The 22,927-nt window shown below is 63.0% G+C and carries 22 protein-coding genes and 1 other RNA gene; 18 read left to right on the top strand and 5 right to left on the bottom strand.

All coding sequences use genetic code 11. The features are described from left to right. Positions 1-233 precede the first annotated feature (233 nt). Both BUE39_RS13210 and BUE39_RS13205 read left to right on the top strand, forming a co-directional pair. Positions 234-1,505 carry a glutamate-5-semialdehyde dehydrogenase gene (locus tag BUE39_RS13210; RefSeq protein WP_073429116.1) on the top strand — a complete coding sequence of 424 codons (1,272 nt, stop codon included), beginning with the start codon at positions 234-236 and terminating at the stop codon, positions 1,503-1,505. A 106-nt stretch (positions 1,506-1,611) separates the two neighbouring features. Beyond that, complete coding sequence (locus tag BUE39_RS13205) at positions 1,612-2,028, top strand: CopD family protein (RefSeq protein ID WP_073429115.1); 417 nt, start codon at positions 1,612-1,614, stop codon at positions 2,026-2,028. A 20-nt stretch (positions 2,029-2,048) separates the two neighbouring features. Here the strand turns inward: BUE39_RS13205 and BUE39_RS13200 are convergent, their stop codons facing one another. Further along, complete coding sequence (locus BUE39_RS13200) at positions 2,049-2,894, bottom strand: MurR/RpiR family transcriptional regulator (RefSeq protein ID WP_073429114.1); 846 nt, start codon at positions 2,892-2,894, stop codon at positions 2,049-2,051. Positions 2,895-3,198: 304 nt separating this feature from the next. Here BUE39_RS13200 and edd point away from each other — a divergent pair, with 304 nt between their 5' ends. The 4 genes from edd (at position 3,199) to BUE39_RS13180 (ending at position 7,902) form a co-directional block, all read left to right on the top strand. After that, the gene (gene edd / locus BUE39_RS13195; protein ID WP_073429113.1) at positions 3,199-5,109 is read left to right on the top strand and encodes a phosphogluconate dehydratase; all 1,911 of its coding nucleotides are present in this window, start codon (positions 3,199-3,201) and stop codon (positions 5,107-5,109) included. 2 nt (positions 5,110-5,111) lie between these two features. Next, positions 5,112-5,753 carry a bifunctional 4-hydroxy-2-oxoglutarate aldolase/2-dehydro-3-deoxy-phosphogluconate aldolase gene (gene eda, locus BUE39_RS13190; RefSeq protein WP_073429112.1) on the top strand — a complete coding sequence of 214 codons (642 nt, stop codon included), beginning with the start codon at positions 5,112-5,114 and terminating at the stop codon, positions 5,751-5,753. A gap of 258 nt (positions 5,754-6,011) precedes the next feature. Next, positions 6,012-7,397, top strand: coding sequence for a GntP family permease (locus BUE39_RS13185; protein WP_073429111.1), 1,386 nt, complete (start codon positions 6,012-6,014; stop codon positions 7,395-7,397). Positions 7,398-7,407: 10 nt separating this feature from the next. Next, the gene (locus BUE39_RS13180; protein WP_073429110.1) at positions 7,408-7,902 is read left to right on the top strand and encodes a gluconokinase; all 495 of its coding nucleotides are present in this window, start codon (positions 7,408-7,410) and stop codon (positions 7,900-7,902) included. A 92-nt stretch (positions 7,903-7,994) separates the two neighbouring features. Here BUE39_RS13180 and purB read toward each other — a convergent pair whose 3' ends face one another. After that, entirely contained in the window at positions 7,995-9,383 is a 1,389-nt protein-coding gene (gene purB / locus BUE39_RS13175; protein ID WP_073429109.1) for an adenylosuccinate lyase, read from the bottom strand. Positions 9,384-9,545: 162 nt separating this feature from the next. On the opposite strand from purB, the gene BUE39_RS13170 reads away from it, so the two are divergent. The 6 genes from BUE39_RS13170 to BUE39_RS13145 all read left to right on the top strand — a co-directional run bounded on the left by BUE39_RS13170 (position 9,546) and on the right by BUE39_RS13145 (position 15,366). Further along, positions 9,546-10,508, top strand: coding sequence for a LysR family transcriptional regulator (locus tag BUE39_RS13170; RefSeq protein WP_073429108.1), 963 nt, complete (start codon positions 9,546-9,548; stop codon positions 10,506-10,508). A gap of 139 nt (positions 10,509-10,647) precedes the next feature. Continuing rightward, entirely contained in the window at positions 10,648-11,961 is a 1,314-nt protein-coding gene (locus BUE39_RS13165; protein WP_073429107.1) for a Glu/Leu/Phe/Val family dehydrogenase, read from the top strand. Between the two features lie 291 nt (positions 11,962-12,252). Beyond that, positions 12,253-13,146, top strand: a complete 894-nt coding sequence (locus BUE39_RS13160; protein ID WP_073429106.1) for a glutamate/aspartate ABC transporter substrate-binding protein — start codon at positions 12,253-12,255, stop codon at positions 13,144-13,146. A gap of 80 nt (positions 13,147-13,226) precedes the next feature. Next, positions 13,227-13,967: an amino acid ABC transporter permease gene (locus BUE39_RS13155; RefSeq protein WP_073429105.1), complete on the top strand. Its 741-nt coding sequence runs from the start codon at positions 13,227-13,229 to the stop codon at positions 13,965-13,967. Beyond that, positions 13,967-14,644, top strand: a complete 678-nt coding sequence (gltK, locus tag BUE39_RS13150) for a glutamate/aspartate ABC transporter permease GltK (protein WP_073429104.1) — start codon at positions 13,967-13,969, stop codon at positions 14,642-14,644. The genes BUE39_RS13155 and gltK overlap by 1 nt, the downstream gene beginning before the upstream one ends. Then, positions 14,641-15,366: an amino acid ABC transporter ATP-binding protein gene (locus BUE39_RS13145; protein ID WP_073429103.1), complete on the top strand. Its 726-nt coding sequence runs from the start codon at positions 14,641-14,643 to the stop codon at positions 15,364-15,366. The genes gltK and BUE39_RS13145 overlap by 4 nt, the downstream gene beginning before the upstream one ends. A gap of 134 nt (positions 15,367-15,500) precedes the next feature. Here BUE39_RS13145 and BUE39_RS13140 read toward each other — a convergent pair whose 3' ends face one another. Continuing rightward, a complete protein-coding gene (locus BUE39_RS13140; protein ID WP_073429102.1) occupies positions 15,501-16,439 on the bottom strand; it encodes a class II glutamine amidotransferase in 939 nt (312 codons plus the stop codon). A gap of 164 nt (positions 16,440-16,603) precedes the next feature. On the opposite strand from BUE39_RS13140, the gene pyrC reads away from it, so the two are divergent. The 3 genes from pyrC to rnpB all read left to right on the top strand — a co-directional run bounded on the left by pyrC (position 16,604) and on the right by rnpB (position 19,035). After that, entirely contained in the window at positions 16,604-17,665 is a 1,062-nt protein-coding gene (gene pyrC / locus BUE39_RS13135) for a dihydroorotase (RefSeq protein ID WP_073429101.1), read from the top strand. An 11-nt stretch (positions 17,666-17,676) separates the two neighbouring features. Continuing rightward, complete coding sequence (locus tag BUE39_RS13130) at positions 17,677-18,513, top strand: DUF3025 domain-containing protein (protein WP_073429100.1); 837 nt, start codon at positions 17,677-17,679, stop codon at positions 18,511-18,513. A gap of 108 nt (positions 18,514-18,621) precedes the next feature. Then, positions 18,622-19,035, top strand: an RNA gene (gene rnpB / locus BUE39_RS13125) — RNase P RNA component class A. Between the two features lie 110 nt (positions 19,036-19,145). On the opposite strand, the gene BUE39_RS13120 is transcribed toward rnpB, so the two are convergent. Then, complete coding sequence (locus tag BUE39_RS13120; RefSeq protein ID WP_073429099.1) at positions 19,146-19,568, bottom strand: OsmC family protein; 423 nt, start codon at positions 19,566-19,568, stop codon at positions 19,146-19,148. A 673-nt stretch (positions 19,569-20,241) separates the two neighbouring features. On the opposite strand from BUE39_RS13120, the gene rplM reads away from it, so the two are divergent. The 3 genes from rplM (at position 20,242) to erpA (ending at position 21,707) form a co-directional block, all read left to right on the top strand. Beyond that, positions 20,242-20,670 (top strand): 50S ribosomal protein L13, encoded by a 429-nt coding sequence (gene rplM, locus BUE39_RS13115; protein ID WP_020069304.1) that lies wholly within the window; start codon positions 20,242-20,244, stop codon positions 20,668-20,670. Between the two features lie 11 nt (positions 20,671-20,681). Continuing rightward, complete coding sequence (gene rpsI / locus BUE39_RS13110; protein ID WP_073429098.1) at positions 20,682-21,074, top strand: 30S ribosomal protein S9; 393 nt, start codon at positions 20,682-20,684, stop codon at positions 21,072-21,074. 267 nt (positions 21,075-21,341) lie between these two features. Beyond that, a complete protein-coding gene (gene erpA / locus BUE39_RS13105) occupies positions 21,342-21,707 on the top strand; it encodes an iron-sulfur cluster insertion protein ErpA (protein ID WP_073429097.1) in 366 nt (121 codons plus the stop codon). A 59-nt stretch (positions 21,708-21,766) separates the two neighbouring features. Here erpA and BUE39_RS13100 read toward each other — a convergent pair whose 3' ends face one another. Then, a complete protein-coding gene (locus BUE39_RS13100; protein WP_073429096.1) occupies positions 21,767-22,897 on the bottom strand; it encodes an anhydro-N-acetylmuramic acid kinase in 1,131 nt (376 codons plus the stop codon). Positions 22,898-22,927 lie beyond the last annotated feature (30 nt).

Here is a 22,927-nt window from a genome sequence, read left to right as displayed (position 1 = left end):
GGCCTGGCTCGCGCGCTGACTCGGCGAGCGGTGAAGGTGAGCGGATTCCGCTGCCGATGCCGGGCACTGATCGCTTGCATCGCTCCCACGCCCAGGCGGCGCAATATGAAGTCCCCCGCATTCCCGTTCGGTGGCGCAAGCAAAGCACCGCCGCCCGACTTACAATCGTTTGATCTTTCGCTAATTCTGCCCGTCCGCCGCACGTGAACGTGCGCGGCACCACGAGAATCACCATGGATATCGACCAGTACATGACCGACCTCGGCCGCCGCGCCCGCCACGCTTCGCGGGCGATGGCGCGGGCGTCGACGGCGGCCAGGAACGCCGCGCTTGCCGCCGTCGCCGAGGCGATCGAACGTGACGCCGCGTTGCTGAAGCAAGCCAATGCGCGCGACGTCGCCCGTGCACGCGAAAAGGGTCTCGACGCCGCTTTCATCGATCGCCTCACGCTGTCGGACAAGGCGTTGAAGACGATGGTCGAAGGCTTGCGGCAAGTCGCCGCGCTCGCCGATCCGATCGGCGAAATCAGCAATCTGAAGTACCGGCCGAGCGGCATCCAGGTCGGCCAGATGCGCGTGCCGCTGGGGGTGATCGGCATCATCTACGAATCGCGGCCCAACGTGACGATCGACGCCGCCGCGCTCTGCCTGAAATCGGGCAACGCGACGATCCTGCGTGGCGGTTCCGAGGCACTCGAATGCAACACCGCGCTGGCGAAGCTGATCGGCGAAGGGTTGGCGGCGGCCGGTTTGCCGCCGGACGCGGTGCAGGTGGTGGCCACCTCCGACCGCGCCGCGGTGGGCAAGCTCATCACGATGACCGAATACGTCGACGTGATCGTGCCGCGCGGCGGCAAGAGCCTGATCGAGCGCCTGATGAACGAAGCGCGCGTGCCGATGATCAAGCACCTCGACGGCATCTGCCACGTGTATGTCGACGATCGCGCCGATCTTGCCAAGGCGCTGACCGTCTGCGATAACGCGAAGACGCACCGCTACGGCACCTGCAACACGATGGAAACGCTGCTGGTGGCGCGCGGTATCGCGGCCGAAGTGCTGCCGCCGCTTGGCAAGCTGTACCGCGGCAAGGAAGTCGAACTGCGGGTGGATGCCGCGGCGCGCGCGGTGTTGGCGGAAGCCGGCATCGGCCCGCTGGTCGATGCCACCGAGGAAGACTGGCGCACCGAATACCTCGCGCCGGTGCTGGCGATCAAGGTGGTCGACGGCGTCGACGCGGCGATCGAACATATCAACGAGTACAGCTCGCAGCACACCGACGCGATCGTCACGGAAGACCACGACCGCGCAATGCGCTTCCTGCGCGAAGTGGATTCGGCGAGCGTGATGGTGAACGCGTCAACGCGTTTCGCGGACGGCTTCGAATTCGGGTTGGGCGCGGAAATCGGCATTTCGAACGACAAGCTGCACGCGCGCGGACCGGTGGGGCTCGAAGGGCTGACGTCGCTCAAATACATCGTGCTGGGGCACGGCGAAGGGCGGCAATAAAAACCGCGCCGCCGCCCCGGTTTCTCCGCACAAGCACAACCACAAGCGCGCCGCCGAGCGCGCTTCTTTTCGCGCCAACGCGTTATACGAACGACAAGGACCGCCGATGCTTTGGGTAAAAACGTTTCACATCGTCCTGATTGCTTCCTGGTTTGCCGGCCTGTTCTATCTGCCGCGCATCTTCGTCAACCTGGCGATGGAAACGGAGCCCGCCGCGACGGCGCGACTGTTGACGATGGCGCGCAAGCTGTTTCGCTTCATGACGTTTATCGCGGTGCCGGCGCTCGCGTGCGGGCTGTGGTTGTGGCTCGCGGTGGGAATCGGGCGCGGGCAGGGCTGGATTCACGCGAAGGTGGGCGTGGTGCTGCTGCTCATCGTTTATCACGCGTATTGCGGCGTGCTGCTGCGCAGGTTCGAGCGCGGCGAGAATCGGCGGACGGACAAGTGGTATCGGCTGTTCAATGAGCTGCCGGTACTGGGGATGCTGGCAGCGGTCGCGTTGGTGGTGATCAAGCCGTTCTGAGAACCTTCGGACCCGGTCGCTCAAACCTCCCCATCGATCCTCAATCGGGCGATCACCCCTTTCGCCTGCCCCACCCGCTCCACCAGATCGGGTCCACGCTTGAGCGCGACGCCGACCGCCAGAATGTCGCCGATCGCCAGATGCGACATGCGCGATGTCATCGGCGAGAACACGTCGGTTTCCTCCACGACGTTCGAGAACAGGCAGATCGTCGCGACCCGCGCCAGCGGCGAATTGCCATGCGTGATCGCGATCACCTTCGCGCCGCGAGCCAGCGCCGAGCGCGCGGCTTCGATGATGTCGCGGGTCCGGCCCGTGTTGGAAACCGCCACCACCACGTCGCCGGGACCGAGCAGCGCCGCCGACATCGAATAGGTGTGCGGGTCGGAGTAAGCGACGCTCGGCATGCCGAGCCGGAAGAACTTGTGCTGAATGTCCTGCGCGGCAATGCCCGAGCCGCCCGCCCCGTAGAACTCGATGCGCGCCGCGTTCGCCAGCAATTCGACGGCCGCTTCGACGCTATCCGGCGACAGGCTGTTGCGCACCTGGATCAGCGTGCCGATGGTTCGGTCGAAGACCTTCGCGATGAGCCCCGGCGCGCCTTCGTCCGGCCGCACGTCCCGATAGACGGTCGGCACGCCTGACGCAATGCCCTGCGCGAGCCGGATCTTGAACTCGCGAAACCCCGAGAAGCCGAGCGCGTGACAGAAACGCGCGATGGTCGGCTGGCTCACGCCGGCACGCGCGGCGACTTCCGTCATCGACAGATCGAGCACCTCGCGGGGCGACTCGATCACGTAGTCGGCCAGCTTGCGCTCGGATGGGCGCAACTGATCGCGCATCTCTTCCACTTGGGACAGCATCATCGTAAAACTCGCACTATGCTGAGGAATGCGTGGACTATATCTGATTGCCAAACAAGGTACAAAAACTACATATTCGGGTCTAGGTGTAATCCCTAGGTTCGCAGGCGCAGCGCCCAACCCAAGCCAGCAGGCCGAGACGGGCGGTTCGGCGATGCCGCAGCGCAGCACGACTCGCGATTGCGACCGTGTAGTTTTTCTACTAACATTGGCGTCGTCGACTGATCCGACATCCCCCGCGATACCTGCCTGGCATAGTGCGTGCAACGCCCGCAAGTCGTCTTTAGCCAGCGAAGAAGGAGTTCCGATGGTTTCCCCGCATTCGCAATTGTTGAAGGTCACCCAACGCGTGATCGAGCGCAGCAAGCCCACTCGCGAGGCTTATCTGTCGCGCATCGACCAGGCACAGGGCCGGTTCCCGGCGCGCGGCGCGCTCTCGTGCGCGAATCTGGCTCACGGCTTTGCCGGGCTGGAGGGCCGCGACAAACTCGCCATCAAGGCGATCCGCGAGCCGAACATCGGCATCGTGTCGTCGTATAACGAAATGCTGTCGGCGCACGCGCCGTACAAAAACTACCCGGACATCATCAAGGAAGCCGCGCGTGAAAACGGCGGCGTCGCGCAATTCGCGGGCGGCGTGCCCGCCATGTGCGACGGCGTCACGCAAGGCAACGCGGGCATGGAGCTGTCGCTGTTCTCGCGCGAGGTGATCGCGATGAGCACCGCGGTCGCGCTCACGCACAACATGTTCGACGCGGCGCTGTGCCTCGGCATCTGCGACAAGATCGTGCCCGGTCTTTTGATCGGCGCCCTGCAATTCGGCCATCTGCCGACGATTTTCGTGCCGGCCGGCCCGATGGGCAGCGGCCTCTCGAACGACGAGAAAGCCAAGACACGCCAGCTTTTCGCCACCGGCCAGTGCGGCCGCGACGCGCTGCTCGAAGCGGAAGCCGCCGCCTATCACAGCCACGGCACCTGCACGTTCTACGGCACCGCGAACAGCAACCAGATGCTGATGGAAGTGATGGGCCTGCATCTGCCGGGCTCGGCGTTCGTGCATCCGCACACGCCGCTGCGCGACGCGCTAACTGCGCAAGCCGCGCGCCGCGTGCTCGATCTGACGGTGGAGCGCGGCAACTACATGCCGATCGGGCACGTGATCGACGAGAAGGCGATCGTCAACGGCATCGTCGCGTTGCTGGCCACGGGCGGTTCGACCAACCACACGCTGCACTTGGTGGCGATTGCGCGCGCGGCGGGCATCGTGATCGACTGGGACGACTTCGACACGCTGTCGCAAGCGGTGCCGCTGCTCGCCAAGATTTATCCGAACGGCAAGGCCGACGTGAACCATTTCCACGCCGCCGGCGGCGTCGCGTTCCTCGTTCGCAATCTGCTGGAAGGCGGCTTGCTGCACGAAGACGTGAACACGGTCGCGGGCAAGGGCCTGAAGCACTACACCGAGGAGCCGAAGTTGCTCGACGGCAAGCTGCAATGGGTGCCGGGCACGGCCGAAAGCGCGGACACCGCGGTGCTGCGCGGCATCAAGGAGCCGTTCCAGCCGGACGGCGGCTTGCGTCTGATGCAGGGCAAGCTCGGCCGCGGCGTGATCAAGATTTCGGCTGTGGCCGCGCAGCATCGCAAGGTGAAGGCGCCGGCCATCGTGTTCGATTCGCAGGAAGCCGTGCAGGAAGCATTCGACAACGGCGAGCTGAAGCGCGACTTCATCGCCGTGGTGCGTTTTCAGGGCGCGCGGGCAAACGGCATGCCCGAACTGCATCGTTTGACGCCGCTGCTCGGCGTGTTGCAGGATCAAGGCTTCCATGTCGCCCTGGTCACCGACGGCCGCATGTCGGGCGCCTCGGGCAAGGTGCCCGCGGTGATTCACCTGTCGCCGGAAGCATTGCTGCAAGGCCCGATCGGCAAGGTCCGCACCGGCGACATGCTGGTGATCGACGCGGAAGCCGGCGTGCTCGACATCGAAATCGACGCGGCCGAATGGGCCGCGCGGCCCGGCGCCGTGCCGCGGCATCAGGCGGAAAACGAAGTCGGCTTCGGCCGCGAACTGTTCGGCGTGTTCCGTGCGGCGGCGGCGCCCGCGGAGCAGGGCGCGTCGGTGTTCGGCCCGATGGTGGGCGAGCGCGGCGCGCACCAGCACGGCCATGCACACACCAGCACCACTCAAGCCAGCCAAGCGCTGCAGAAACAAGGAGTCTGACCATGACCTCGAAAACAGTAAGCGATATCGTGCGCCTCGGCCCGGTGATTCCGGTGCTCGCGTTCGACTCCGTCGAACAGGGCGAGCATGTGTCGCGCGCGCTGCACGCGGGTGGCGTGAAGGTGCTCGAAATCACGCTGCGCACCGCGGCGGGCCTCGAAGCGATCGAACGCGCGAGCCAGTTGGCCGAGGACATCGTGGTCGGCGTCGGCACGATCACGAAGCCCGAGCATTGCGCGCAGGCGAAGAAAGCCGGCGCGAAGTTCGGCGTCTCGCCGGGGCTGACGAAAGACATGCACAAGGCCGCGCAGGACGCCGGCTTGCCGCTGCTGCCGGGTGTCATGACGCCGACCGACATCATCACCGCGCTCGAACTCGGCTACGAGATCGTGAAGTTTTTCCCGGCCCAACAGGCGGGCGGGGTGCCGATGCTGCAAGCGTTCCACGGCCCGTTCCCGACGCTGAAGTTCTGCCCGACCGGCGGCATCACGGCCGAAACGGCCCCGAATTTCCTGGCGCTGCCGAACGTGGTGTGCGTGGGCGGCTCATGGCTCACACCGAAGGCCGCGCTCGCCTCGCAGCACTGGGACGAAGTCACGCGTCTCGCGCGTGCGGCCAGCCAACTGGCGGCGCCTGCCCATTGAGTTCTCACTGAACCGAAGCGGCGCGCGATTCCGTGTCATCCCCGTCTTGCCTGCAAGGAGCCTCGTCGATATAGCCACCACGGCTGTCGCGGCGAGGCTTCTTTCGATATGCGTGCTGGATTCGCGCGCCTTCAGGCAGAACAGCAAGTAAAATTCAGCGTCCGCGCGGCGAGCCGGTTTTTCCGGCATCGCCGCTGGCCACCACGAGACGAGGTGCCAGCCGTGCGCACCCACAACCAATAACGAAGGAGGAGCTTCATGGAAGCTGTTCACGGCAGCATGCTGCTGGTCTACGCGGTGATCGCCATCGCCTTGCTGATCCTGCTGATCACCCGCTACAAGATTTACCCGCTACTCGTCCTGATCATCGTGTCGTTGCTGCTGGGCCTCGTGTCCGGCATGCCGATCGGCACCATCGTCAAATCGTTCGAAACCGGCAACGGCAACACGCTCGGGCACATCGCGGTGGTGGTCGGCCTCGGCACGATGCTCGGCAAGATGATGGCCGAATCCGGCGGCGCCGAACGCATCGCCACCACGCTGATCGACTGGTTCGGCGAGAAGAATATTCATTGGGCGATGATGGTCGTGGCGATCATCGTCGGCTTGCCGGTGTTCTTCGAGGTCGGCTTCGTACTGCTGATTCCGATCGCGTTCAACGTCGCGAAGCGCACCAACAAATCGCTGCTGCTGGTCGGCTTGCCGATGGTCGCGGGGCTTTCCGTCGTGCACGGGCTGATTCCGCCGCACCCGGCCGCCATGCTCGCGGTGCAGCAGTATCACGCCGATATCGGCAAGACGATCGCCTATGGGCTGATCGTCGGCGTGCCGACCGCGATCGTCGCGGGCCCGCTGTTCGCGTTGCTGATCAACCGCTTCATCAAGCTGCCGAAGGACAATCCGCTCGCCGCGCAATTTGTCGGCCATGACGAGCTTGGCATGAACGGCGCGCAGAATGCGGCGCCGAAGCGGGAGTTGCCGGGCTTCGGCGTGACGCTCTTCACGATCCTGCTGCCGGTGATCCTGATGCTGGTCGGCAGTTGGGCCGATCTCGTATTCACGCCGAAAACGCTGGCGAACGACCTGCTGCATTTCGTCGGCAATTCGGACGTCGCGCTGCTGATCGCCGTGCTGGTCAGCTTCTGGACCTTCGGTGCGAGCCGCGGTTTCAACCGCGAGCAGATCCAGAAGTTCTGCGGCGAATGTCTCGCGCCGATCGCGGGCATTACGCTGATCGTCGGCGCGGGCGGCGGGTTCGGGCGGGTGCTGATGGATAGCGGCATTTCGAAGGAAATCGTCGGCGTGGCGACGGCGATGCATCTGTCGCCGCTGCTGTTCGGCTGGCTGGTTGCCGCGTTGATTCGCCTCGCCACGGGTTCGGCAACGGTCGCGATGACCACCGCCTGCGGTATCGTCGCGCCGATCGCGGCGGCCAGCGGCGTGCAGGTCACGCCGGAATTGATGGTGCTCGCCACCGGCTCCGGCTCGCTGATCTTTTCGCACGTGAACGACGGCGGTTTCTGGCTGATCAAGGAGTACTTCGGTATGACGGTGGGGCAGACCTTCAAGACATGGTCGCTCCTCGAGACCATCATCTCGGTGATGGGTTTGGCGTTGACCTTCGCATTGTCGACGGTCGTGTAAGGAGTTTTTGATGATTTTGATCGCAATGGGCGTGTCGGGCGCCGGCAAGACGAGGATTGGCGAAATGCTGGCGGAACGCCTGCAGTGCGCGTTCACCGACGGCGACGCGTTTCACAGCGCCGCCAACAAGGAGAAAATGCACCAGGGCATTCCGCTCACCGACGAGGACCGTTGGCCCTGGCTGAAAACCATCCGCGCCGCGATCGAAGAAAAGCAGAAGGCGGGCGAGACGGCGGTGTTCACGTGTTCGTCGCTCAAGCGCTCGTATCGCGACGTGCTGCGCGACGGCGACAAGGATGTGTGCTTCGTCTACCTGAAGGGTTCGCGCGAAGTGCTGGAACAGCGTTTGACGATGCGCACCGGCCACTTCTTCGATCCGTCGCTGCTGCAAAGCCAGCTCGATACGCTCGAGGAGCCGGGCCCGGATGAGGCGATCACGGTGAGCATCGAGTTGTCGCCCGAGGCGATCATCGACGATGTGTTGAAGCAGGTTCAATCGCGGTGAGCGGTTAGCTGACGTGCTGGCATGAAAAAAGGCGCTCTGTGGAGCGCCTTTTTCATGCCCGGGTTTTCATGTCATGAGCCCCGGCGGGAAGCTCAGGCAATCCGCTTCGCCAGTTCGACCGCCTTGCCGATGTACGAAGCCGGCGTCATCGCGAGCAAGCGATCCTTCGCGTCTTGCGGGATCGCAAGGCCGCTGACGAACGTTTGCAGCGCCTCGCGCGTGATGCCCTTGCCGCGCGTCAATTCCTTCAACTGCTCGTAAGGATTCTCGATGCCGTAGCGGCGCATCACCGTTTGCACCGGCTCGGCCAGCACTTCCCAGCAATTGTCGAGATCTTCGTTCAGGCGCTGCGCGTTCACTTCGAGCTTGTCGAGACCGCGGATCAGCGAGTCGTACGCGAGCAGCGAGTAACCGAACGCGACCCCCATATTGCGCAGCACCGTCGAGTCGGTCAGGTCGCGCTGCCAGCGCGAAACCGGCAGCTTGTCGGCGAGGTGGCGCAGCGTGGCGTTTGCCAGGCCGAGATTGCCTTCCGAGTTTTCGAAGTCGATCGGATTGACCTTGTGCGGCATCGTCGACGAACCGATCTCGCCGGCCTTCGTGCGCTGCTTGAAGTAGCCGACCGAGATGTAGCCCCACACGTCGCGGTCCAGATCCAGCAGGATCGTATTGGCGCGCGACACCGCGTCGAACAGTTCGGCCATGTAGTCGTGCGGCTCGATCTGGATCGTGTACGGATTGAACGTGAGCTTCAGACGCTGCTCGACCACTTCACGCGAGAACGCTTCCCAGTCGAACTCGGGATAGGCGGACAGATGCGCGTTGAAGTTGCCGACCGCGCCGTTCATCTTGCCGAGCAGTTCGACCTTCGCGACACGGTCGATTGCGCGTTCCAGGCGCGCGGCGACGTTGGCGATTTCCTTGCCGAGCGTGGTGGGGCTCGCCGGCTGGCCGTGCGTGCGCGACAGCATCGGCTGTTCGGCGTGCGCGTGCGCGAGTGCGACGAGGCGCTGATGCACCGAGCGCAGCGCGGGCAAAATGACGTGCTCGCGCGCGCCGGCCAGCATCAGCCCGTGCGACGTATTGTTGATGTCTTCGGACGTGCAGGCAAAGTGAATGAACTCGCTGGCGCGCTCCAGTTCTTCCTGACCTTTCACCGATTCCTTCAGCCAGTACTCGACCGCTTTCACGTCGTGATTCGTCACGCGCTCGATTTCCTTGATGCGCGCGGCGTCGTGCGCGGTGAAGCGCTCGGCCAGTTGCAGCAGGAATTGCTCGGAGGCTTCGGAAAAGCGCGGCACCTCGGCGAAACCCGCGCGCGAGAGCGCGATCAGCCAGTGAATTTCGACCGTCACGCGATTGCGCATGAATGCGGCTTCCGAAAGCCAGTCGCGCAGGGCTTCGGTTTTCGCGGCGTAGCGGCCGTCGAGCGGGGAGAGCGCGTTCAGCGCGAACAGGGTGTCGGGGCGGGTGTCGGACATGATGGGGGCTGACGCAAGGATGAAAAACGCGGAGGAAACTGCGGGAACCGCGAATTTTACCACCGGACGGTGCCGCTCCTGATTTCCGCTCCCGCCCGCGCCCCGCATGGCGGCACGATCTAGAATGCTGACTTCTTCTCTCCCGCCGGCGGCAGGCTACGCATGGAACTGAAATGGCTCGAAGACTTCGTTTCGCTCGCGGAAACGCGCAGTTTCAGCCGTTCGGCCGAATTACGCCACGTCACCCAGCCGGCGTTTTCCCGGCGCATTCAGGCGCTCGAAGCGTGGCTCGGCACTGAACTGATCGACCGTTCCGTTTATCCGACGCGGCTCACGGCGGCCGGTCAGGTTTTCAACGAGCAGGCGCTCGCGATGCTGTCGCAGTTCCACGAGGCCCGCGCGTTGCTGCGCGGCCATACGGCGACGCCGCAAGCGACCATCGAGTTCGCGGTGCCGCACACGCTGTCGCTCACGTACTTTCCGCGCTGGCTGCAGCGCATCGAAGCGCAGATGGGCACGATCCACACGCGACTGCGCGCGCTGAACGTGCACGACGCGGCGTTGTCGCTGGTGGAGGGCGGCTGCGATCTGATGATGGGCTATCACCACCCGAGCCATCCGGTCGCGCTCGACCCCGCCCGCTACGACATGCTGACGCTCGGCAACGAGCCGATCAGTCCGTTTTCGGCGCCGGGCCGCGCCGGCCGTCCGCGCCATACGCTGCCGGGCACCGCCGAGGCGTCCACGCCGTATCTGTCGTACACGCCGAACGCGTATCTGGGCCGCATGACCGAGGTGATCCTCGCCAACGCGCCGGAGCGCCTGTACCTCGACCGGCTCTACGAAACCGACATGGCCGAGGGACTCAAGGCGATGGCGCTGGCCGGCCACGGCGTCGCGTTCCTGCCGCATAGCGCGGTGGAGGACGCGGTCGCCGAGGGCAAGCTGATCCGTCTCGATCGCGCCACGCGCGGCACGCCGGAAGGGCAACTCACGCTGACCATGGAGATTCGCCTCTACCGCGACAAACTGGCGGCGAAGAGCGACGATGCCCGGCAGGTACTCGTGCGGCAGTTGTGGGAGGTCGTCGCCGAGGAACTGGCGCATGGCGCGGATGCCCGCTGAAAAACATGCTTTGCCACGACGTGGATTTGCGGCTTTCCGATGGTTATGCAAATAAAACATAATCGGATAAGGAAACGGCATTGGATTTCAAAATGGCGTTTTTCCACAATGCTGCTATTCGATCAACGCCGGAGCGTTCATGTCTTCCCAGCAGCAAGCCGCACAATCCGCCGCAACGTTGCAGTCCATTCCCTCCTACCTCAACAGCGAAGACCTCGGCCCCTGGGGCAACTACCTGCGTCAGGTCGACCGCGTCGCGCCGTACCTCGGCTCGCTGTCCCGCTGGCTCGAAACCCTGAAGCGCCCGAAGCGCATCCTGATCGTCGACGTGCCTATCGAACTCGATAACGGCACCGTCGCGCACTTCGAGGGCTATCGCGTGCAGCACAACGTGTCGCGCGGTCCGGGCAAGGGCGGCGTGCGCTATCACCAGGACGTGACGCTGTCGGAAGTGATGGCGCTGTCCGCGTGGATGTCGGTGAAGAACGCGGCGGTGAACGTGCCTTACGGCGGCGCCAAGGGCGGCATCCGCGTCGACCCGCGCACCTTGTCGCGTGGCGAACTGGAGCGCATGACGCGCCGCTACACGAGTGAAATCGGCATCATCATCGGACCGAACACCGACATTCCCGCGCCGGACGTGAACACGAACGAGCAGATCATGGCGTGGATGATGGACACGTACTCGATGAACCAGGGCCAAACGGCGACCGGCGTCGTGACGGGCAAGCCGATCACGCTGGGTGGTTCGCTGGGCCGCCGCGAGGCGACGGGCCGCGGCGTGTTCGTGGTCGGCTGCGAAGCGGCGCGCCGCATCGGCTTCGATATCGAAGGCGCGCGCATCGCCGTGCAAGGCTTCGGCAACGTGGGCGGCATCGCCGCGCGTCTGTTCCAGGAAGCGGGCGCGAAGGTGGTCGCGGTGCAGGATCACACCGGCTCGCTGTACAAGTCGACCGGTATCGATGCGGTCGCCTTGCTCGAACACGTGGCGAAGACGGGCGGCGTGGGTGGCTTCCCCGAAGCGGATGCCGTGACGAACGAGGAATTCTGGACCGTCGAGTCCGACATCCTGATTCCGGCCGCGCTGGAAAACCAGATCACCGAAAAGAACGCCGGCAAGATCAGGACGAAGATCATCGTGGAAGGCGCCAACGGCCCGACCACCACGGCGGCGGACGACATCCTGCACGATCGCGGCATTCTCGTGATTCCGGACGTCGTGGCCAATGCGGGCGGCGTGACGGTGTCGTACTTCGAATGGGTGCAGGATTTCTCGAGCTTCTTCTGGACCGAGGACGAAATCAACCAGCGCCTCGAGCGCGTGATGCGAGAAGCATTCGCCGCGGTGTGGCAGGTGTCGAGCGAGCAGAACGTCTCCGTGCGTACCGCGGCGTTTATCGTCGCGTGTAAGCGGATTCTGCAAGCGCGCGAAATGCGCGGCCTGTATCCCTGATCGGTTTGCGTGAACGGCGGCTCCGCCACCCGCGGACCCGCTCGAATACGCTTGCTTCAACGCGGTTCACAAGACCGCGTGTGTTACCCGGCGGGCGGCATCGTATCGATGCCGCCCGCATTCGCATGCCCGGAAAGCTTGACTGATTGGGTTAAGGCGCTGTAAACCATAGCGGCGCGCGCCCCGAAGCAAGTCCCCTTTGGGCGAGACGCAACAAACATGGTTTATAGCCATACTTTCAGAATAATTACTTTGCTAAACTGGCGCCGGTTCTTGCCAAGGAGATCACAAATGAAGGTTAAAAAAGCTGCGCTGCTGCTCGCGACTCTCGGACTGTTTACGGTTGGCGCGCATGCGCAAGACGCCGGTACGCTGAAAAAGATCAAGGACACGGGCGTCATTTCGCTGGGCCATCGCGAATCGTCGATCCCGTTCTCGTATTACGACGACAAGCAGAATGTCATCGGCTATTCGCAGGAATTCGCGCTGAAAGTGGTTGAGGCGGTCAAGCAGAAGCTGAACATGCCTGGCCTGAAGGTCAAGCTGACGCCGGTTACGTCGCAAAACCGTATTCCGCTGGTGCAGAACGGCACCGTCGACATGGAATGCGGTTCGACCACGAATAACGCCGAGCGCCAGCAACAGGTCGCATTCTCCAACACGATCTTCGTGATCGGCACACGCTTGATGACCAAGAAAGACTCGGGCATCAAGGACTGGGCCGACCTGAAGGGCAAGACGGTCGTCACGACCGCCGGCACCACCTCCGAGCGCCTGCTTCGCAAGATGAACCAGGACAAGAGCATGGGCATGAACATCATCAGCGCGAAGGATCATGGCGAGTCGTTCCTGACGCTCTCCACCGGCCGCGCCGCCGCGTTCATGATGGACGACGCGCTGCTGGCAGGCGAACGCGCGAAATCGAACAAGCCGGACGACTTCGTGATCGTCGGCGCGCCGCAATCGCACGAAGCATACGGCTGCATGATTCGCAAGAACGATCCGGAGTTCAAGAAGGTTGTCGACGACGCGATCGCGAAGGTCGAAACCTCGGGCGAAGCCAGCCAGATCTACAAGAAGTGGTTCGAATCGCCGATTCCGCCGAAGGGCCTGAACCTGAACTTCCCGGAAAGCGACGACATCAAGGCGCTCTACAAGAGCCCGAATGACAAGGCTATCGATTAAACCTTAGCTGTTTTTGAATTGCTGAACGAAACGGAAGGGGCCGCACGCTTCTTCCGTTTCTTTTTGCTGGAGTCTTGGTCATGTCATATCACTGGAACTGGGGCATTCTGCTGAGTCCGGTCTCGACCGGCGAGCCGACCACCTATCTGGGCTGGCTGATGTCCGGCTTCTGGGTGACGATTACCGTGTCGCTGTCGGCATGGGTGATCGCGCTGATCGTCGGCTCGCTGTTCGGCGTGCTGCGCACGGTGCCGAACAAATGGGCGTCGGGCATCGGCACGCTCTATGTCGCGATTTTCCGCAACATCCCGCTGATCGTGCAGTTCTTCATCTGGTATCTGGTGATACCGGAGTTGCTGCCCGTGTCGATCGGCACCTGGTACAAGCAACTGCCGCCGAGTGCGCAGTTCTTCTCATCGTCGATTATCTGTCTCGGACTGTTCACCGCGGCGCGCGTGTGCGAGCAGGTGCGCTCGGGCATCAACGCGTTGCCGCGCGGCCAGCGCGCCGCGGGCCTGGCAATGGGCTTCACGCAATGGCAGACGTATCGCTACGTGCTGTTGCCGGTCGCGTACCGCATCATCGTGCCGCCGCTTACGTCCGAGTTTCTGAATATTTTCAAGAACTCGGCGGTTGCGTCGACCATCGGTCTGCTGGATCTGTCCGCGCAGGCGCGCCAACTGGTCGACTACACGTCGCAGACGTATGAGTCGTTCATCGCGGTCACGCTGGCGTATGTGTTGATCAATCTGATCGTGATGCAACTGATGCGCTGGGTCGAAGCCAAGACCCGGTTGCCCGGCTATATCGGAGGCAAGTGATGCACCATTTCGACTGGAGCGGTATTCCGGGCGCACTGCCTACGCTGTGGACCGGCGCCATCGTTACCATCAAGATCACCCTGATCGCGATCGTGATCGGCATCATCTGGGGCACGGTGCTCGCCATGTTGCGGTTGTCGTCGTTCAAGCCCTTCGAGTGGTTCGCGAAGGGCTACGTCACGATCTTCCGTTCGATCCCGCTGGTGATGGTTCTGCTGTGGTTCTTCCTGATCGTGCCGCAGGTGTTGCAGAACGTGCTCGGGCTCTCGCCCGATATCGATATTCGCCTCGCGTCGGCAATGGTCGCTTTCTCGCTGTTCGAGGCGGCGTACTATTCCGAGATCATTCGCGCCGGCATCCAGTCGGTGCCGCGCGGGCAGGTCAATGCGTCGTTCGCGCTCGGCATGAACTACGCGCAGGCCATGCGTCTCGTGGTGCTGCCGCAGGCGTTCCGCGCAATGGTGCCGCTTCTGCTCACGCAAGGCATCGTGCTGTTTCAGGATACGTCGCTCGTCTACGTGATCAGCCTCGCCGACTTCTTCCGCACCGCCACGAATATTGGCGACCGTGACGGCACGAATGTCGAGATGGTACTGTTCGCTGGCGCGTGTTATTTCGTGATCTGTGTGGTCGCGTCGAGCCTCGTCAAAGGTCTTCAGAAAAAGGTCGCAAGATGATCTCTATCAAGAATGTTTCGAAGTGGTACGGTCAATTTCAAGTGCTGACCGACTGCACGACGGAAGTCAAAAAGGGTGAAGTGGTGGTGGTGTGCGGGCCGTCGGGCTCGGGCAAGTCCACGCTGATCAAAACCGTCAATGGCCTCGAGCCGTTCCAGAAGGGCGAGATCGTCATCAACGGCCAGTCGCTCACCGACAAGAAAACCAATCTCTCGAAGTTGCGCGCGAAAGTCGGCATGGTGTTCCAGCATTTCGAATTGTTCCCGCATCTGTCGATCGTGCAGAACCTGACGCTCGCGCAGATCAAGGTGCTGGGCCGCTCGAACGAGGAAGCCACGACCAAGGGCTATAAGCTGCTCGATCGCGTGGGTCTGCGTGCGCACGCGGACAAGTATCCGGGGCAGTTGTCGGGCGGGCAGCAGCAGCGCGTGGCGATTGCACGCGCGTTGTCGATGGACCCGATTGCGATGCTGTTCGACGAGCCGACCTCGGCGCTCGATCCTGAGATGATCAACGAAGTGCTCGACGTGATGGTCGAACTCGCGCAGGAAGGCATGACGATGATGTGCGTCACGCACGAAATGGGCTTTGCGAAGAAGGTCGCGCATCGCGTGATCTTCATGGACAAGGGCTTGATCGTCGAAGACGACCGCAAGGAAGATTTCTTCGCGAATCCGAAGTCGGATCGCGCGAAGGATTTTCTGGCGAAAATCCTGCACTGAGTCTTTTGCGGCCGCGCGGTTTATTGGGCGCGGCCCTCGCCGGGAGAAAAAGAAAAGCCGCTTCGGGGACGAAGCGGCTTTTTCATGTGCGGCGCGCGGACTGTCGACGCCTGCGAGTGCAGGCGCGTCGTGGCTCAGGATTCGAACGCGGCGGCGTCGTCGGCCGCTTCGAGATCGACTTCGGCCTCCGTCCCGGCAGGACTGGCGGGTTCGACCGAAGCCGCTATCGTGCTCACCGAGGCCGACGCATCCAGCGCCGGATTCCGCAGCTTCTCGAGCACCGAGGCCGGCACCGGCACGTTGACGCGGCCGATGACGTCGCCGTGCTGGAACATCAGCAGATCGCCCGGTTCGAACGCGGTCCACACTTCGTTGTCGGTCAGCGGCTTGGTTGCGATCACCGCGACCCGGTCTTCCGGCGTGGTGTATTTGGCGAAGTCGATCGAGACGTCCGCGTCGACCAGATGCGCGGTGGAAAACGGCCAGCGCCGCACGATGTAGTGCAGGTGCGTCGAGCAATGCGCAAACAGCGCCTGGCCGTTCGACATCAGGAAATTGAACACGCCGAATTGTGTGATTTCACGCGTGAGCGTTTCGAGCGCGGCGAACAGTTCGTCGAGCGGCGGCTGCGTGCCGGGGAAAGCCTTGCGCAAGCCTTGCAACAGCGCGCAGAACGCGAGCTCGCTATCGGTCGTGCCGACCGGCTGATAAACGCCCGTCAGCGCCGGCGAGTAATCTTGCAGGTCGCCGTTATGCGCGAAGATCCAGTGGCGCCCCCACAATTCGCGCATGAACGGATGGCAGTTTTCCAGCAGGATGTGCCCTTGCGTCGCCTTGCGGATATGCGCAATGGTGTTCTTCGATTTGATCGGATAGCGCTTGACCATCTCGGCGATCGGCGAGGTGGCCGACGATTGATGGTCGATGAACAGGCGGCAGGCTTTGTCTTCGAAGAAGGCGATACCCCAGCCGTCCGCGTGGTGATCGGTGACGCCGCCGCGCGCCGCAAAGCCGGTGAACGAGAACGTGACGTCCGTTGGCGCGGCGCAGTTCATTCCGAGAAGTTGGCACATGTTGCGGGTAAGCCTGTGAACGGGGCGAGCCGTTACAATGATGAATTCCAAGCATATCACCGAGCCAGAAACGCCAAATAGCAAAATTGACGTGTGTTTAGGCTGCAATGTTGCGGTTTGAACAGGTCGATTGGCTTTTTGCCGCATAATCTCGCCCCTTCGCCATGACCGCTCCCAACGCTCCCATCGATTCCCTCACCATCGCTCGCCCGGACGACTGGCATCTGCATGTGCGCGACGGCGCGATGCTCGCCGCCGTGCTGCCGGATACCGCACGCCAGTTCGGTCGCGCGATCATCATGCCGAACCTGAAGCCGCCGGTCACCACCACGGCGATGGCGCAGGCGTACCGCGAGCGGATCATCGCCGCGATTCCGGCCGGCGCGCGGTTCGAGCCGCTGATGACCCTCTATCTGACCGACAACACGCCGCCCGACGAAATCCGCCGCGCACGCGAAAGCGGTTTCGTGCATGGCGTGAAGCTGTATCCGGCGGGCGCGACGACCAACTCCGACGCGGGCGTCACCGACATCATGAAGTGCGCGAAAACGCTCGAAGTGATGCAGGAAACCGGCATGCCGCTGCTCGTGCATGGCGAAGTGACGGATTCGTCGATCGATTTGTTCGACCGTGAAAAAGTTTTCATCGACCGCGTGATGACGCCGCTGCGCCGCGAATTTCCGGCGCTGAAGGTGGTGTTCGAACACATCACCACGAAAGATGCGGTCGACTACATCCGCGAAGCCGGCGTGGCGCCGGGGCTGCTGGGCGCGACCATCACCGCGCATCACCTGCTGTACAACCGCAACGCGATTTTCCAGGGCGGCATTCGTCCGCATTACTACTGCTTGCCGGTGCTCAAGCGCGAGACGCATCGTGTGGCCCTGGTCGAGGCGGCCACTTCCGGCAATCCGCGTTTCTTTCTCGGCACCGACAGCGCGCCGCATCCGAAGGGTCTGAAGGAACACGCGTGCGGCTGCGCGGGTTGCTACACGGCGCTGCACGCGCTCGAGCTCTATACGGAAGCATTCGACAAAGCGGGCGCGCTGGACAAGTTCGAAGGCTTCGCCAGCTTTTTCGGCGCTGATTTTTACGACCTGCCGCGCAGCGCGGAGAAGGTCACGCTGCGTCGCGAGGAATGGACGTTGCCGGCCGAACTGCCGGTCGGCGACACGCCGGTTGTGCCGCTGCGTGGCGGTGAGTCGATCGCCTGGCGCCTGGTTTGAGGTCGCCTTAGATGCAGGTGCGTGACGCGGCGCGGCCAGGCTTCGCCGATATCGACTGGACGGCGCCGTGGTTCGCGCAGTTCGCCGGGCGCGGCCAGCGCTGGCAGCAGGCCGCGCTGACCAGTTACGCGGCCTTGCTCGCCGAAATGAACGCCGATGCCGGCGAGATGCGGCAGACCACCGGGCGCGGGCAGCGGCTTGCGTTCATCGCGCAAGACGATCTGCCGCCCGGCGCCGCATACGAGGCGCATATCGCGGCCACCGGCTGCGTGCCGACACGCCACAATCTGCATGACTTCTTCAACGGTTCGATGTGGTTTGCATTTCCGCGTATCAAGGCGGCGCTGAATGCGCGGCAGTCGGCGGCAATCGACGTGCTGGGCGTCGGTCCGACCCGCGGCGGCGTACGCGACACGCTGACCTTGTTCGACGAGAACGCGTTGCTGTTCGCCTGCGCCGATCCGGCATTGAGCGCCGCGTTACGCGGATTCGACTGGCGGACGCTGCTGGTTGCCCGGCGCGACGCTTGGGGTGCGAGTTGCGAAGTGCGTTGCTTCGGCCACGCGTTGCTGGAAAAGCTGATCGCGCCGTTCAAGGCCTGCACGGGGCATGCGTGGATCGTCGATGTGCCGTCCGACTATTTCCGATGGGACGCCGTGGCGCGCGACGCGTGGCTCGACGAATCCGTGAGCGCGGCGCTCCTGAACACCGACGCCTTGACGAGCCGTATGTTCGCGCCGCTTCCCGTGCTGGGCATTCCCGGCTGGTGGGCGGAGAACGAATCGCCCGCGTTTTACGACGACATTTCCGTGTTTCGGGCAGGCCGGCGCGCCGGCCAGAGGCTTTAAGGGGCTGGCGCCGGATTTCTACTGGATCCACTCATCGACTTGGCCATTCGGCTATTTCAGCGGTTCAAGCGGCTTGCCGGCTACCCAAGTGTTAAAATCCTCGCCAGCAAAGCAGGCTAGGCAGTCGCGGCCTCCGCGGCTTCGGCCAAAGAGGGCGAGGAAAGTCCGGACTCCACAGGGCAGGGTGATGGCTAACGGCCATCCGTGGCGACACGCGGAACAGGGCAACAGAAAGCAAACCGCCGATGGCCCGGCGCAAGCCGGGATCAGGTAAGGGTGAAACGGTGCGGTAAGAGCGCACCGCGGCTGCTGCAAGGCAGACCGGCACGGTAACCTCCACCCGGAGCAATTCCAAGTAGGCAGGCTAGCATCTTCGAGATGCAGGACGGGGCCCCCGTCACGTCTGCGGGTAGGAAGCTCGAGCGTGTCAGTAATGGCGCGCCTAGAGGAATGGCTGCCACGCGCGTCGCGTTTTCGGACGTGGCGCGTGCACAGAATCCGGCTTATCGGCCTGCTTTGCCACCTGATATAACAAAAATGCCGGCGTCCATGCGGACGCCGGCATTTTATTTCGTGCTTATCTTGGGCGGCGGTTAGCAGCGAGCGCGCCGAACCGCGCGCCGCGCGACTCCTTAGCCCGCGACGATGTCGAATGAGTGCGTGAGCTCGGCGGTTTTCGCGATCATGATCGACGCCGAGCAGTATTTGTCGTGCGACAGATTGATCGCACGCTCGACCGTGGCGGGGTTCAGGTTCTTGCCGGTCACGGTGAAATGAAAGTGAACCTTGGTGAACACTTTCGGGTCTTCGCTGGCGCGCTCGGCCTTCAGCGTCACCGAGCAGCCGGCGATTTCCTGGCGGCTTTTCTTCAGGATCATCACGACGTCGTAGGCGGTGCAGCCGCCGGTGCCGAGCAGAACCATTTCCATCGGGCGCGGCGCGAGATTGCGGCCGCCGCCTTCCGGCGCGCCATCCATCGTGACGAGGTGGCCGCTGCCCGTCTCGGCCGCAAACGCCATCCCGTCCTGTCCCATCCAGCTAACTTTGCATTCCATGCTGTGCTCCACCGCGCTTCGCTATGAGAGACGCATTGTAGCCCGGCGTTTGGGTGTCCGCCCGAGGCGACTTTCGCCCGGAATTATGCGAACTAGCTACTTGCGTGTTGCAGTGCGGCATCCGCAGTCGGTTCGGGGAATGCCTGGGGGCTTTAGGGGTTTTACTCTAGACGGCACGTCCGCATGCGCTGGCAAAAAGGCCTTGTACCTTAATTTCAAAGGAAACTCGACGTCCGGCCTGCAACGATAGTGTTTCTCACATTGCGGGATTGCATTTCGCAATGCAAATGTTCTTGCGTTGCACAAGGGCGTCTCATATAATCGATTTCATCGGTTGCAGCAGTTCGCAACCTCCGCTGTCTCCTCCACCTCCTCCTTTGGTGGATTAAACCCGAACCGCTCGTTCGGGTTTTTTTTCGTCCGCGCCTTTTTCCGTGCGAGGCTGATTTCAGTAGGACAGCGGGTTACATAGCGCGCCTTGCCAGCCAGATCACCGCACATCTCGCGCAAACTCCCGCGCCTTTTGACTTGGTGTAGCAAATTCCTTTATAATTCAGGGCTTTTCCGCATCCGCGCCCGCGGAGGAAGAACAGGGAGAGCCTGCACGCGCCTCGATGCGCACACTACAAGCAGGAAAAAACACATTGGGCGCAGCAATTTTTTTGGATCGATCATGAAGACGTTTTCCGCAAAAGCCCATGAGGTGACGCGCGAATGGTACGTGATTGACGCGACGGATAAGGTTCTCGGGCGTGTCGCCAGCGAAGTGGCACACCGTCTTCGCGGCAAGCACAAGCCTGAATTCACTCCCCACGTCGACACCGGTGATTTCATCATCGTTATCAACGCCGGCAAGCTGAAGGTCACGGGCAACAAGGCTACTGACAAGAAGTACTATCGCCACTCGGGTTACCCGGGCGGTATCTATGAAACGACGTTCGGCAAGATGCAGGAACGCTTCCCGGGCCGTGCGCTCGAGAAAGCGGTCAAGGGCATGCTGCCGAAGGGCCCGCTGGGCTACGCGATGATCAAGAAGCTGAAGGTCTACGCTGAAGCAACGCACCCGCATTCGGCACAACAGCCGAAAGCGCTCGAGATCTAAGGGGAGCCCACATGATCGGTAACTGGAATTACGGCACGGGCCGCCGCAAGAGCGCCGTCGCACGCGTCTTCATCAAGGCAGGCAAGGGCGATATCGTTGTGAACGGCAAGCCCATCGCCGATTACTTCTCGCGCGAAACGTCGCTCATGATCGTGCGTCAGCCGCTGGAACTCACGAACCACGCCGCTACGTTCGACATCAAGGTCAACGTCACGGGTGGCGGTGAAACGGGTCAAGCCGGTGCGGTTCGCCACGGCATCACCCGCGCACTGATGGACTACGACGCAACGCTGAAGCCGCAACTGTCGCACGCCGGCTTCGTGACGCGTGATGCTCGTGAAGTCGAACGTAAGAAGGTCGGCTTCCACAAGGCACGTCGCAGGAAGCAATTCTCGAAGCGTTAATCGCTTCGGGTGCGAACCGGCTTTCGGGCTGGAGCGCTGCAAAAGCCGCCAACGCTTTCGCGAAGGCGGCTTTTTTATTGCTCGCGCGGCGTCGCTCTGTCGCGGTGGATTCAGCGCGTGGCCGGCGATTCATCCGCTCGGGCGGGGTGCTGCCGGCAATCGCGCCGCCCGTCGATTTTCGTGGAAGAACCCATTGATTTTGTGGGCTTCGGCACGATATCGAGATCAGCCCTACAATAGCGGTTAGAAGCTTTTTGGAGAGTTCGAATGAACGCAGTCACCGACACACCCGTGACCGAGATGCCCGCCCCCTTCGTTTTTACCGACGCAGCGGCTGACAAGGTCAAGCAACTGATCGAAGAAGAAGGCAATGCGGACCTCAAACTGCGCGTTTTCGTGCAGGGCGGCGGCTGCTCGGGCTTTCAGTACGGTTTTACGTTCGACGAAGCCGTTAATGAAGACGACACCATCATGAACAAGAGCGGTGTCCAGTTGCTGATCGATTCGATGAGCTACCAGTATCTGGTTGGCGCCGAAATCGACTACAAGGACGACATCAACGGCGCGCAGTTCGTCATCAAGAACCCGAACGCCACGACCACCTGCGGTTGCGGCTCGTCGTTCTCGGTTTGATGGCCGGTTAGGCGAACAAGTTGTAAATGGAAACGGGGCTTCGGCCCCGTTTCCATTTGTCAGCGAGGATAAATCGCCCCCAGCACGCGTTCCGCGGCCGCACCGGTGACCGCCGGCAGATTGCCCGGCAGGCGCGCCACGCAGCGCATCGCCAGCCAGGCGAACGCTAGCGCCTCGACCTGGCTCGGCGGCACGCCGAGCGCGTCGGTCGTCATTACCGGAACGCCGCTGACGCCGCTGTCCTCCAGCGCCTGCTGCAGCGCCTTCAGAATCTCCGGGTTGCGCGCGCCGCCCCCACATACGTAGACCGCTCTCGCATCCGACGCATGCCGCTCGATTTCGCGTGCGACCGTCACCGCCGTGAGGGCGACCAGGGTCGCTTGCACATCCGCGGGGGCGAGCGTTGCGAACGGCTGTAGCTTTGCGTCGAGCCATTCCGCATTGAACAGGTCGCGGCCGGTACTTTTCGGCGGCTGCTGCGCGAAAAACGGCTCATCGAGCAAAGCGTTGAGCAGCGTGCGGTCCACCTGGCCGCCCGCCGCGAAATGACCGTTCTCGTCGAAGGGTTTGCCGAGATGGCGTTCGGCCCACTCGTCGAGCAGCGCGTTCGCCGGCCCGCAGTCGAAGCCGCGCACGCTGCCGGTCGCGTTCAGAACCGTGATGTTGCTGATGCCGCCGAGATTGCAGACCACCCGCGTCTCGTCCTTCATGCCGAACACCGTGGCATGAAACGCCGGCACGAGCGGCGCGCCTTGGCCGCCCGCCGCGACGTCGCGGCTGCGGAAATCGGCGATCACGTCGATATGCATCATTTCCGCGAGCAACGCGGGGTTGTTGATCTGCCGCGTGTAGCCTTTTTCCGGCCGATGCCGCACCGTCTGCCCATGCACGCCGATCGCGCGCACCTCCGGGGCGGATAGGCGTCCGCCGCGCAGCAGTTCGTGGCAGCACACCGTGTAACGGGTCGCGAGCGCGTTGGCGGCCAGCGCCTCGCGTTCGATTTCGTTGTCTCCCGGCTGTTGCAAGGCGAACAGCGCTTCGCGCAAGCCCGCCGCGAAGCCGACAAACGCCTCGGCCAGCACCTCCGGCGGTTTCCCTTGGGCAAACCTGACGGCCACACCGTCCACGCCGTCCATGCTCGTGCCTGACATCAATCCGAAGTAGATGCCGTCTGCGGGGTCTTGCGCCACGTTGCTGCTCCTGTCGATGGTTCGTTGCGT

Origin of the sequence: Paraburkholderia terricola, assembly GCF_900142195.1 — a bacterium.
Classification (GTDB): Bacteria; Pseudomonadota; Gammaproteobacteria; order Burkholderiales; family Burkholderiaceae; genus Paraburkholderia; species Paraburkholderia terricola.
Note: the sequence above shows the minus strand (reverse complement) of the source record. Positions and strands in the feature narration are given on the sequence as shown.